This is a genomic window from Bacillus sp. 05T21, from assembly GCF_056396785.1.
Genome location: NZ_JBFTMD010000029.1, coordinates 45,140 through 57,679, shown reverse-complemented (window position 1 = coordinate 57,679; position 12,540 = coordinate 45,140). Strand labels below are relative to the sequence as shown.

Annotated in this window: 14 protein-coding genes and 2 pseudogenes; 1 reads left to right on the top strand and 15 read right to left on the bottom strand. The window is 33.5% G+C overall.

Annotated features, from left to right (window positions below):
- The 6 genes and pseudogenes from AC1DKZ_RS28460 to AC1DKZ_RS28435 form a co-directional block, all read right to left on the bottom strand.
- Window positions 1-1,918, bottom strand: a 1,918-nt coding sequence (locus AC1DKZ_RS28460) for a T7SS effector LXG polymorphic toxin (RefSeq protein ID WP_476997564.1), incomplete at its 3' end; no start/stop codon positions are given.
- Between the two features lie 851 nt (window positions 1,919-2,769).
- A complete protein-coding gene (locus tag AC1DKZ_RS28455) occupies window positions 2,770-3,279 on the bottom strand; it encodes an Imm6 family immunity protein (protein ID WP_476997563.1) in 510 nt (169 codons plus the stop codon).
- 15 nt (window positions 3,280-3,294) lie between these two features.
- Window positions 3,295-3,822, bottom strand: a complete 528-nt coding sequence (locus AC1DKZ_RS28450; protein ID WP_476997562.1) for a hypothetical protein — start codon at window positions 3,820-3,822, stop codon at window positions 3,295-3,297.
- Between the two features lie 231 nt (window positions 3,823-4,053).
- Window positions 4,054-4,521: a DUF6985 domain-containing protein gene (locus AC1DKZ_RS28445; protein ID WP_098308845.1), complete on the bottom strand. Its 468-nt coding sequence runs from the start codon at window positions 4,519-4,521 to the stop codon at window positions 4,054-4,056.
- 17 nt (window positions 4,522-4,538) lie between these two features.
- Window positions 4,539-4,646 (bottom strand): annotated as a pseudogene (locus AC1DKZ_RS28440) (HNH endonuclease); the annotation flags it as partial.
- 9 nt (window positions 4,647-4,655) lie between these two features.
- Window positions 4,656-5,165 carry an ankyrin repeat domain-containing protein gene (locus AC1DKZ_RS28435; protein WP_476997561.1) on the bottom strand — a complete coding sequence of 170 codons (510 nt, stop codon included), beginning with the start codon at window positions 5,163-5,165 and terminating at the stop codon, window positions 4,656-4,658.
- A gap of 145 nt (window positions 5,166-5,310) precedes the next feature.
- Between AC1DKZ_RS28435 and AC1DKZ_RS28430 the strand changes: the two are divergent.
- Window positions 5,311-5,538: pseudogene (locus AC1DKZ_RS28430) on the top strand (IS3 family transposase); the annotation flags it as partial.
- A gap of 78 nt (window positions 5,539-5,616) precedes the next feature.
- Here AC1DKZ_RS28430 and AC1DKZ_RS28425 read toward each other — a convergent pair.
- From AC1DKZ_RS28425 to AC1DKZ_RS28385, 9 genes are all read right to left on the bottom strand, one after another.
- Window positions 5,617-6,351, bottom strand: a complete 735-nt coding sequence (locus AC1DKZ_RS28425; RefSeq protein ID WP_476997560.1) for a DUF4261 domain-containing protein — start codon at window positions 6,349-6,351, stop codon at window positions 5,617-5,619.
- A gap of 22 nt (window positions 6,352-6,373) precedes the next feature.
- Window positions 6,374-6,844: an Imm30 family immunity protein gene (locus AC1DKZ_RS28420; RefSeq protein ID WP_476997559.1), complete on the bottom strand. Its 471-nt coding sequence runs from the start codon at window positions 6,842-6,844 to the stop codon at window positions 6,374-6,376.
- A 353-nt stretch (window positions 6,845-7,197) separates the two neighbouring features.
- Window positions 7,198-7,440 (bottom strand): hypothetical protein, encoded by a 243-nt coding sequence (locus AC1DKZ_RS28415; protein WP_476997558.1) that lies wholly within the window; start codon window positions 7,438-7,440, stop codon window positions 7,198-7,200.
- A gap of 484 nt (window positions 7,441-7,924) precedes the next feature.
- Window positions 7,925-8,413, bottom strand: coding sequence for an SMI1/KNR4 family protein (locus tag AC1DKZ_RS28410; RefSeq protein ID WP_476997557.1), 489 nt, complete (start codon window positions 8,411-8,413; stop codon window positions 7,925-7,927).
- On the bottom strand, window positions 8,410-9,117 hold the full coding sequence (locus tag AC1DKZ_RS28405; protein WP_476997556.1) for an HNH endonuclease: 708 nt from the start codon (window positions 9,115-9,117) through the stop codon (window positions 8,410-8,412). The genes AC1DKZ_RS28410 and AC1DKZ_RS28405 overlap by 4 nt, the downstream gene beginning before the upstream one ends.
- Before the next feature lie 473 nt (window positions 9,118-9,590).
- A complete protein-coding gene (locus AC1DKZ_RS28400; protein WP_476997555.1) occupies window positions 9,591-10,160 on the bottom strand; it encodes a suppressor of fused domain protein in 570 nt (189 codons plus the stop codon).
- Between the two features lie 498 nt (window positions 10,161-10,658).
- The gene (locus AC1DKZ_RS28395) at window positions 10,659-11,036 is read right to left on the bottom strand and encodes an immunity 22 family protein (protein ID WP_476997554.1); all 378 of its coding nucleotides are present in this window, start codon (window positions 11,034-11,036) and stop codon (window positions 10,659-10,661) included.
- Between the two features lie 13 nt (window positions 11,037-11,049).
- A complete protein-coding gene (locus AC1DKZ_RS28390) occupies window positions 11,050-11,673 on the bottom strand; it encodes a hypothetical protein (RefSeq protein WP_476997553.1) in 624 nt (207 codons plus the stop codon).
- Between the two features lie 380 nt (window positions 11,674-12,053).
- A complete protein-coding gene (locus AC1DKZ_RS28385) occupies window positions 12,054-12,533 on the bottom strand; it encodes an antitoxin YezG family protein (RefSeq protein WP_002187027.1) in 480 nt (159 codons plus the stop codon).
- Between the last annotated feature and the right edge of the window lie 7 nt (window positions 12,534-12,540).

Below are 12,540 nucleotides of genomic sequence, written 5' to 3'. Positions count from 1 at the left end.
CATCAACTGCAGTAAATCCTCTTACACCTGTATAGTTTTCATCATATAAATACTTATATATATCACTTTGTGGGATTACTTTTTTCATCTTTGTACCAACATCAGGTACTCCAATTTCATTTCTTATATTATCAACTACTGTCTTTTCACTAGCATTTAACACCCTATCTGGATGTAATAACCCAACAAATTCATCTACTGAATACCCACTATTATTAATAAATTTTTTAACACTATCACTGGTATTTAGCTCAGCATTACTTAACCCCTCTGGAGAAACTTTCTGACCACTCTTTAAATTCAACCCATCCAAAAACTGCGCTGGCTTTTTCTCAAACACAGGTTCATTCCCTACAGATGTTTTCTTCTCTATATTAAGAGAAAGATTATCGAATTTCTCTCCAGATAACCGATTCGCGTTTTGCGTTTGCCCCTTAGTTTCACTCTTAGCAACAGAAAATAACCCTCTACCAAGTGTATTTCCTTCTCCTACATTCCCAACGCCGGCTAATGAAGGTTTAGGGGATAAATTCGGGATCTCAATATTTTTAATCTTCTCCACGACATTCTTCATACTACCCGGCAACTTATTCATGAATGCCGCTACTTCTTCCAACTTACCACCTATTTTACCGCTTTTCTCTGCTACTTGAAAGACTTTTACACCCTCTGCGACTTTTCCTAATGCAGCTGATCCTTTCACTGCGGCGGTTACTTCACCGACGCCGACAAAACAACTACCAATATCAAATATCGCGCCACCAAGAGCATAAGGATCGGTCAATGCTTTTTCTACATAGCCTTTTACAGAGTTAAATAGTGTCTTACCATACTTAGGATAATCCTGCCAACTGATGATGGCTTGTCCAAGATTTTTTAGCGTATTACCAGCTCCATAAATATCGTCCAGTTTCCACTGTTCTGTTTCTACGCCGCGTATCGAGTTAAAGCCCCACTCACCAAGCTCTAAGACTAGGCTCCCTAGCTTCGTCGCACCTATCGCTATCCCACTAATAGCGGATCCCGCCGCGCCTAAAAAACCTTCCAACACCAAGGCATCATCGGCAAGCCCTTTTAGGAAAGGAATGTTCTCCCCTACCCATTTTGTGCCTTTTCTCAATACATCCCATTTCTCACCGGCACTACTGGAAAAGTTTTGAAGCCAAGCCTCCACTGGGTGATGTTCCGCCCATTCCTCTTGCTTTTTCTTCATTTCTCTTTCAGCTTGCAGTTGCGCTTCTTTTTTCGCCTTCGTGATTTGTGTATCCATTTCATGAATGCCTTTTGCCAAATCATCTAGCGCAAAGAAAGCTTGCAGTTGCGGATCAGTATAAGATAAACTACCCATCTTCCCTGCAATTTGAACTTGGTTGTTTAGAGCATTGAGGATGTTTTCCGCATCACTTTTTTCTTTTTTGCTTTCAAATTGCTGTACTTTTTGAATCGTATCCTCTAGTTCTTTGCTGGCTGCAACCAGTTTTTCATCAAACTGGCTGTTCGGCATACTCAGTGAAATCAAATCACTTACGCTGTTGTAAATATTAGAGATGCGGCTATCCATTTCATGTTTCTTGGGTTGGAGATTGGAAAGTTTGTTTTGTGCTTGCAGTAACGCATCTTCCAGAATAATCGCATTCTCATCAGTTTCTCCAGTTGTTGACTGAAAATCCTGTAAGGTTTGCGCCATTTCGATACTAAGTAATTCATTGGTATCTTTCAATCCAATCACAACTGTATTTTGGTTATTATTGATGTCGTTGACAATCGCTTTCCCTGTTGCACCCTGCATGGCATCGGCCTGGATAATGCCATTCAATGCTTGTTTGGCTTGTTCAAGTTGATTATTTGTTTTACTGGTGTCTTTTTGAAGTTTTTCCAGTACTTCATGGAATTCCTTTAAATCTACATGAAAGCCCATTTAATCCGCCTCTCTTTCTGGGGTACGGCAACATCGCCCTAAATCCATTATTGAAATTCTTAATGTACATATATGTAGTAACCTATATCTTCTTTTATATGTTTATTAGACATATCACTCTTTAAACGAAACAATCCCCTAAAGAACTCATCTTATAGTGGGTTCTTTTTTTTATGCGAAAAAAAACAGCGAATTCTTAACTATTTCATCAATACTTTTAAAAAAATATATCCCACATAGTTCTGATAAAATAATGGCTGACTCTAAATGACACGTATCCCGACTGATCCCCGGGTAGTTTCTTCAACTGTTTCTAAGAAAAAACATGATTGGAAATATCCGTCCAAAATGAAATAAGAAAAAGGCCACAGATTTCTGAATAGATCCCAAGCCAAATGAAACAAAAAAGAACCCTTATCATAAGGATTTTGCAAAAGGAAACAATAAATATATAGAGTCAAGATAAAGAGGATTACTTACTATATCGTATATATGCATAAGGTAATGTTAAGGGAATATCAATAAATGGTCAAATTTTTTAGAATTATACAAAATAATTGCTATTCGTTGGATGAATTAACATCAAAAATCATAAAAAAGGGAAAAGCATCTCGTGATTTCAAAGACATATACAGTTTAAAATCTTCTGGTCTTGTTCTTGAACCCAACCCATAAGTAAAAGTCCGTCTATGTCTTCCACCCCTTCTCGGGTGTGGATGCTCTAAGTTGCTAGCATAACTTTCATCTGCCTCAATACCATATTTATCATTCATATATTTATTAGATGGCATAGGATGTCCTGTAATGTTGTCACCTTTTACTTCTGGAAGCTCCCCAAATTTATTACTTACTTAAAATATATTTATAAAATCTTCTCTTTTTGTTGGAATTTCAGTATTTGTACTCCAATTATTATTAATAACTGTTTCCATTTCTTTGATTTCCTCTACAGTAATAAAGCTGGTTTCCACTGCACTATTTAAGAAAATTGTAATACTATCGGTAGTAATACTTTCTAATGACTGTGGTAAATATTTTACTTTTTCATTTTTATAGGCTTCCCAAGAAGTATAAGCGACAGCATCAACTAATAGTGACCAGATCCTAGCAATATTCAAATCTTCTTCTTCCTCTGCAAATTCTGAAATTCCTGTAAAGTCTGCGTTATCAATAAGCTCATATAATTCATCCCCAGTAACAGCATGAGATTCAACCCATAGCCAACATTTTTCCAAGGCTTCTCTTCCATCTGGATATCTTTCATCATCCTTGCTGATTATAGAAAATACTCTTTCAGCAACTGCTAAAACAAAGCCTACTTTAACTTCTTTTTGTAAATTCTCGATTAATATATTACCCATGATTTCCTCCTTAAATTATTCAATAATCTTTCCATCTTTTAAAACAAAAGATAACAATCCATTTGTTTTAACACTGTCATCAATCTCCGATGTTACTTCTATTGTTAAGTTAGGATATTTTTTGCTAGCTTGATAAAATATACCACTCTTTTCAATAGGATAAGGTTTCAGTAATCCTTTGCTACACTTATTACATACACCTCTTGGGTTAGATTGATGAATTCTAAGTGTACCCGTTACTTCCGTTGGTTCGATTCCTGCTTTTTTTATAGCATAATCAAACTCATTTAAAACTCCTTCTTCAGCATGTCTTGTAAACTGCGCTAACTTAGGATTTTTTATATGGTCATATGGGGCCCTACTCTCTCTATTTGGTAAGATTGTATCCAATGAAGGCAGTCCAGCTTCTTTTCTAACTTCTGTAGACCCTCCTTCAAAAGCCAAATCCCTAAGGCCTTTTACATCTGTTTTACCAACTGCTATTGTATTAGTCTCTGGAACATTCCACTTTTTCCGTAAAGCATCCAAATATTCTTTACCCAATTGGATTTTACTATTACCCGTACCCTTACCAGATGGATTTACAAATTCAATATCTTTAGTAAAAGACCTCAATAGTATGTACGATAGAAATAACCTCCAAGATTAATTTTTCCATTTGCATAAACAAACAGCAGAGATTTCTAGTATCTATCTCTGCTGTCTTTACTATCAATTCCCCCAAAAAACAATTTTTTATATTCTGTTATGTGTATCCCTTACAAATAGTAATGCTTAAATTGCAACATCTTGGTATCCTACCCTAGCTACTTCTTCATTTATTAGACGAATGCCTACCCCATTTTCCATGTCCCATGTACAGTCAAATGTTAGTCCAATATATCTGCCTTCAAAGCGTCTAGCAGATGGGACATAAATCCCCACTAGCCTGATCTTTTCAAGAAGCTGATCAATCGTTTCAATTAAAGGATAATTTTCATTATATGAAACATCATACCCAAGCTCATGTCGTTTTTGTTTGTAATAATCTAGAATTGGTTGCAAAATATTTTGTTGAAGATGTCCCCAATTTTGTATTAAAGAATTATACGAAGCATACTGTTTTTCACTAAATTCTCCATCTTCTTCACCATCTATCATCAAAGTAATTTCGGCTTCTTTTCCGCAAAACTCAATGGTAGTATCTCTACTCCAGACATAATCATATTCAAGCTCACCAAAAACTGCATCATTTATTTTCATTTTGAATTTTCCCCTTTCTATTTATTGGCGAATTCTCCCATCTTAAACGCTCCTGCATTTATCTCTCCCACACCGCCAAGATGCCCGAATTTTTCATTTATTTCTGATGGTACAACCATCATGGAGTATGTACTCTATTCTTTTTCATCCATCTTCTGCTTTAAATATTCAGCAATTTCTGTTTGCCCAAATTCTCTAGTATATTCATAAGCATTCATATTCTTAATATTTTCTCCAGTGTATCTAATTGAAATATCTATTCCTTTTTCAACTAGAAACTCAGCTACTTCTTTATGTCCACCATAAATCGCACCAAATAATGGATTTCTTTTTGCTAAGCTCACATCTAATTCTGCGCCAGCCTCAATTAAATACTTTACCATCTCCAAATGCCCCGCTCCTGCTGCCAAATTTAATGCAGAAGCATCAAATGTACCACCTCTAGCATCAATATCTATACCTTTATTAATTAGATACTCAACCATTTCAAGGTGTCCTTTCTTGGCAGCTACATGTAACCATGTTCCAAATGTAGTCATTGTGTTCAAAATTTCTTTATCATTACCTATTAATTGTTTTACTTCATTAATATCACCAATTTTAATTGCATTTCTTATTGCTTTGTTTAAAATTTTTTTATCCAAAACATATCCTCCTTAAATTCAATTATCTTCTACTAGCTAATCCACCTAATTCTTTAAGAGCGTCAACAATATCGTCAAGGTCACCGCCCTCAGCTTCAACATCTCTTAATCTCTTAACCGCTTTACAACAATCAAAAGGATTTAAGCAAATATGACGCAGAGTATGTCACGTGTTGATTGATGTATTGATAATGGACCGATTGAAGCATTTTGGGGCACATTGAAGTGTGAGAGATATTATTTACATAAGTACAATTTAAATGAAGGGTTAAAACAAGCGATTGATGACTATATTCATTTTTATAATCACCATCGCTACCAGAAACGATTAAACGGCCTGAGCCCTTTAGAATTCAGAGCTCAAGCCGCTTAATGTATTTTTATTATGAAATGTGAACAGGTACTTTTTCATTTACTTCTCCTTTTGAAGAGAAATAATTTCATAATAAACTTAAATACTTTTTTTAACTAATGCCCATATACCATATTTATTATAAAATACATGATCTTCTGGAAAATGCCTACACTCAGCATACCTTAAAATAAAACTCGGGCTGGTCTCATCTATAGTAAACGTAGAACCATTTTCTAACTTAGGCTGCTCAATAAGATTGTATAAGCAAAAAATCCGCATCAACTCTTGAGCGTATTGTGTTGTTACTTGATTTTTAAAAGCAATAACATCAGGTAATCCAAAACAATGCATTCCACATGTGTAGTAAAAATCTGTTTCTTCTACTACTGTTACAAAAGCCTGAAATAAATCTACTGTATCATTTGTATTATATATATTAGCCCACTCTTCAATTGTATTTGCAGTACCTGATGATTCAACTTTAACCCCAAGTCCACCAGCCTTTAAAAGTACATTCGCAACTTCAAGTATCTTTACTACTTTATCAATAGATCCGCCTTCTCCAACTAAATATACAGTTAAGAAATGGTTTTTAATACAATCAAGTTGCTCTTCTGTAAATTTACCATTCCCTGCAATCTCGAAAGCTTCCGCCAAATGTTCATCATACCCATAAATCTCGGCTTCAAAAAATCCTATTGGTTCACCAAGCTTACCAATACTATTTCCTGCAAAAATATATCCTTCACTTTGTCTTGCCACTGATTCAACAATTTCACTTCTGTTTTTCCATAACCCTGGTATACATAAAATTATTTTTGAGCCTTCCATAGTAACCCTTCCTCATCATTAGTTATTTTCTATCAACTTCTTTTAGCTCGCTAAGAATTTCATTAGCAACGCCCTCGAATCTTTTAGGATCGTCAGAAATAATTTCATTAAGCAAATTGATTACTGTTAATTTTATATCACTATTCATTCCTACAAAAATTTTAGCATACTCACTTCTATATAAATCATTATTTAAAATTCTTATGTTTAGTAGCATTGCCCACTCTTTTGCACTCTCAACCATTTTTGGTAAAGCTTTAGGCATCTCTGTTAGATATTTTTCCATTTCAAAACTTTCAATAAAGTGAACTAGACCAAACATAACTTCTTCCTCTTGTGTTTCATCCTCAAATACCATACACAAATCTTTAATAAGCTTTTCATCATCACAATCTGCTAAGTTTTCTAATAAATTGTCAAACTCTTCACATTCCGATTGATTTTTTAAAAATCTACAACTATATAATCTCTTGATCTCAGATTTGCTGTCCATATAAACTTCTCCTTTTAAAAGAATTAATAAAATTGTAACTACTCAGCCATATATTTCATTTACAAGTTTGGTAAAGGGTACTCATTTTTCATCATATAGATTTCTGCCATGAAGATAAAAATGGACATACACTTCGCTGTCTTTCTTTGTTTTAAAACTTTGCGCGTGGCAGAAATAAGCCCTGACCGCTTCTATGCATGGCCAGTCCCTCTCGACCATTTTAAAAATGCTTTTCAGTCGATTTTTTATAGGGTGGCTGAGTAGTTACATAAAATTAGATATTGTTGAAAAACATAAGACAAATAAAATTGAAAACTATAATGTTCCTACTATTAGACTAGTAAAGTAAATCATCATTCTTTCTTTAATTCTTTTTTATAATAATCCTCTCTTGCTTGTCTAGCATACTCTCTCAAATTTGGGAGTATCTCTTTATACACATTATCTTCTATGTATATTTTTCTCAAATTCAACAAATCAAAAGCAAGAGCGTCACGCGGCTCTAAAGAATAGTAGTATGCTTTTTCCTCGACACTATCAATCCGACCAAAGTTGTTGGTTTCATAGGTATATCCTTCTTTTGTTTTGTACTTCACATTTGGTTTTAGTTCTTTTTCGTTACCAGTCTTACGAAATTGTGTTCCATAAGGGACATCTACTTTACTACCATTACCCGTACCCTTAGTATACTTATAAAATTATACGTGTACCGACTTATTTCTACGCTAAAATGCAAAAAAGCACTCGTTGTCATAATTGACAATCAAGTGCTTTAATTTCATCTATTTTTAAGTAGCATTAAATTTGTAAGTTTTATGGTAATAGTATGACACCTTTTATATGTCGTGACAACTACTACGTTAAAACTTACAAGTTTACGAGTTCTTTAGTTTCATGCCCATTCCATGTCTTTATATTCGTTGCATAGTAAAATGTCATCTCGCCTAAGCTCGTGTGTCGTATTTTATTGTATCAAAAGGCGAGGGTACAAACAGTAGCTTATGATGGTACAACCGTCATAGAGTGCATTCTTCAAAATGACCTTTTCTTTTTCTGTACACTTCACATATGCTTTGTTTTTCAATCACGTAACTTATCTAAAAAGTCACTGAATGTATCTGCGATATAAAATACATTTTCTCTTGCTAATTCTTCTACTTGTTCTTCTGTTAATCCTTCTTCTCGCATTAACATTTCTTTTTCACCAGCATTTTCATGTTCCCAAAATACTACCGTAGGCTTGTTTTTATCATCTTTATAATCAAAGCATATTAAATTCCCTGCCGGATCAAAAGCAATTGGAACTAATTCTTTTGGTAAAGTTAACTTATAATCGTTGTAAACAGATACTATAAACTCATCATTGTTTTCATCAAATGATAGCAGCGTACCAAATACTTTTTCTCGATTGACTACATCAAATAATCTTGGTTCTGCATTCGCCCCATTATTTATAGCCGCACACTCTATATAATCACTTGGAAACCTAACACCTAAATTATCACCAACTGTTTGTACCACCTTTTGACTTACAGGCTCATCTGCAAATTCCCATTTAATTTTACTCACCTAATACCATCTCCCCATAATTTGTTTCCACCTAAATGATTTACACCATGTACTTTTGATACAACCAACTGCATCTTTCCTGGTACCTGATGATGATGCCAAGTTAATCCTTGTATTCTTTCTTTTCCAGCATTTATTTGATCCAGTTGCTTTGGAGTAAATATGTCTTTTGAAACCTTGCCGGCTCCGATAGCTTTTTGTAACGCCCTAGTACACTCTTTAAATTGCTTTAAATCTTTCGCTATATACATTTCTTTATCCAATGTCGTTTGAAATTTAACAGCATCTCCTTTAAAAATCGGAAAACCTAATATGTCATAATCTACACCTTTCACGTGTGTACCTCCCGCTAGTGCTTTGTTTAAAATATTATTTTTAGGTGAGGTATTTAAATATTCATCAACATGCCCTACTACTGCTTTAAATTCTTCAACGCTATCATAACCTTTAGGCACAATTGACCTATTAACCACATTTCCGTCTATATCGTAGTCATTTTTAATTACTTCGTCAATTTCTGATTTATGAACAGTGTTTACCGTACCCTTAGTTTCACTCTTAACAGCAGAAAATAACGCTCCAAGTGTCTTTCTTTCTCCTACATTCCCAATGTCAGCTAGCGAAGGTTCAGGGAATAAATTCGGGATCTCAATATTTTTAATCTTCTCCGCGACATTCTTCATACTATTCGGCAACTTATTCATGAATGCCGCTACTTCTTCCAACTTACCAACTATTTATGAAGTTAAAGCATACCAATCAATTAAAAAAGCACTTGTTGCCTACCATAGACAATCAAGTGCTTTAAGTTCATCTATTTTTAAGTAGCATTAAATTTGTAAGTTGTACTGTAGCGGTATGACACCTTTAATATGTCGTGACAACTACTACGTTAAACCTTACAATTTTGTACGAGTTCGTTAGTTTCATATACATTCCATGTGTTTATATTCATCGCCCAATAAAATATCATCTCATCTAAGGTCGTACTTCGTTTTCAGTTCTATCATTGCACGTAATACTTTATGATGGTACAACCATCATGGAGTATGTACTTTTTAACAGCCTATTCTTTTTCTTTCCACTTCAAAAATAAATTCTTTTTCTTTTGCTTGTCTTATGTGAATTCTTTAATTTCTAACCCTAATTTTCTATACCTTTCAGTACTAGTTAACCCTCAAATTATAGATTTTCTACTAACATTAAAAGGATCTACGTCATGTTCCTCTAACAAATCTTCAAATTTTTCCGTCCCACATTTTACAAAACATTCATATTCCGATTGAGTAATGAAAAATGCTAACAGCATTTTACCATCTTTATCTTCATTTTCAGTACGTACATGACTATATTCTTCCGGAAACGCGAAGGGTTCAGTAAAGTAAACTGCACTTTTATTATATTTTTGAACAAATGCTTTATCAATAGTTTCAATACCACTAATTGCTGTTCCTCGTCCTATTTCTATTCCATTACCAATACAATAAAATAGAGCACTTGCAAGAATATAACCTGTACTATTAAACGCTCCATCCACTACCATTGAAATTTCAATATTATCCCCTACTATTTCCTCATACTTACTGAATCCAAGTGTATTAAAAACTAAACATTCTTCAAATACATTTTCATATTTTAAGATTTGTATACTCGGAAGCTCTTCGTTATTTTTAAACACCTCTCGGTCTATTGGCTCACTTAAATATTTGCTATAATGGTCATAATAAATTTCTCCATAGTTAATCATTCTTTTATAGCTCCTTTATATGTTCCTTCTACTCCTTCAAACGCATGACTTATATTACACTCATGACATTATTCGTCGCCTAGTAAAATGGCATCTCTCCTAAGCTCGTACTTCTTTTTCTATTCTATCATTGCACATAGTACTCCATGATGGTACAACCATCGTGAGGTCTGTACTTTCAAACACCCTATCATTTTTCTATCCACTTCACATATACTTTACTTCCCATTCGTATATATGCTTATGTATATTTAAGTTTAACACCACAATCTTTTTCATTCTCATGTGTAAAGTATAAAGCAAGTAATAAGTGTAATTGTAATACTTATAAATTCATTGTAACAACTCTCGTGTGCTTTACTTTTTACTATAAACTTTTAATTTAAACATAAATTATAAAAACCTTGAGAGGCATATAGCCCATCAAGGTTTCAAATTAATATAAGATTAACGCTCTTCACTATTCAACAGTTTATTCAAATTTCAATCTAGAGATTACTATTGTAGGTAACTAGTAGAAGTAATATAATCAAAATCCTCAAAAGAATTAACTATGTTCTCGTACTCAAAATTGTAAATTAAAATAACAGCGTTATACAACTTATTTAAGTTAACATATCCTCTAATTTTAGGTAGTATAATCTCCTCATATGAACAGCCCTCTAATAAAGCAGAGATATTATCACTCTTTTCTTCTAATACCGCTTTTTCAATAAAATCCTCATCTGTTTCATCCATATCAATATTAAAATCCACAAAAAATTTAGAAGATACAGACTCTCCGTCTTCATCGTATGTTAAATTGACGTATTTCTCTAACTGGTTTTGTGTTTTAATATTACCTAACCATATTGAAACACTTCCTTGCTTTTCCATAAATAACACACTCCTATTTTAATCTTAATCCTTCTGGCAATGATGAAATTCCACTCTCTAATCTATAGTAAGCCCAATTATTAAGTCTTCTAATAAATGTGTTATAGTCATTTGATGTATCAATAATTGCCAATAATTCATTATGTGCTTTTGTAGAACCTAATCCTTCATGAACGCCTTTAGGATTTATAAATTTAACATCAGATATTGCCGTTCTTAAATCCTTAATTTTTTCAGCACTAATATCCCAAAATTTGAATTGTGGAGCTCTTGATACTAAATGCCATTCATGCAAACCACCAGGCTCTCTAAGCTGACGCTCAATTTTCTTTCTAATCTTTTTATCTTGCCATAATTCATCCAATTCATTACTAGAAAGAGAGTTAAAGAAATCATTAAATTTACCACTTTTTGCAGTCGGAATATCTTCTGTAGTTAATTTAGATATATCTTTTATCCTACTACCTTCACCCGTACCCTTAGTTCCACTCTTAACAACAGAAAATAACTCTCCAAGTGTTTTTCTTTCTCCTACACTCCCAACACCAGCTGCCAAAGGTTCCGGGAATACATTCGGGATATGAATATTTTTAATCTTCTCCCCGACATTCTTCATACTATACGGCAACTTATTCATGAATGCCGTTACTTCTTCCAACTTACCAACTATTTATAACGTTAAAGCATACCAATCAATTAAAAAAGCACTTGTTGCCTATCATAGACAATAAAGTGCTTTAAGTTCATGTATTTTCTAGATTTTCACGGTTAGCTTTAGGTTTGTACGTTTTATAGTAACAGTATGACACCTTTTGTATGTCATTACAATGTACTTATATTCATCGCCCAGTATAATGTCATCTCACCTAATTATTCTTATTTACCATAGTTCAAATTGTTACAAAGCTCCGTGATGGTGGTACCATCACGGACTATGCATTTTTTAGTATAAACCAACTCAAACCTTGTAAGTCATATGGCTAATCAAGATTTAAGTTATTGGTGTTACTTTTATTTTTAGTCATTTTGATTATTTACATAATTTTGTACAAACAGTCTGTTTTTCTCACTTTGAGGTAACAAACCCAAATGTTGATATTCAAAAATCATTTGTCGTTGAGTCGGGGATATTTTTGAATTTATTATATCTACATAATCATAATGAAGTTTTATCTTTCCAGGATACTTCAATATTAAAGTTAAATTCGTCCATGGCTCTTGATCATGGTCAATAAATATTTGTCTTAAATCATTAAATTTAGTTTGTAATTCCAATAACAGGTTATCGTAGATTTCTTCACTCACATCATATTTTTCAGGAATATCATGAGAATACAGAAAATCCTCGTTGTCAGAAGTATTGAAATAAAAGTACACCTCTCTAGAACCATCCAATATTTCAGCATACAAGTAAATTTCATTCCAATCACCATCAGGTATCATATCTATAATATTCTCCGCAATTAAGGGATACATCTGATTCATCTGTTGCTCCATAATGTCA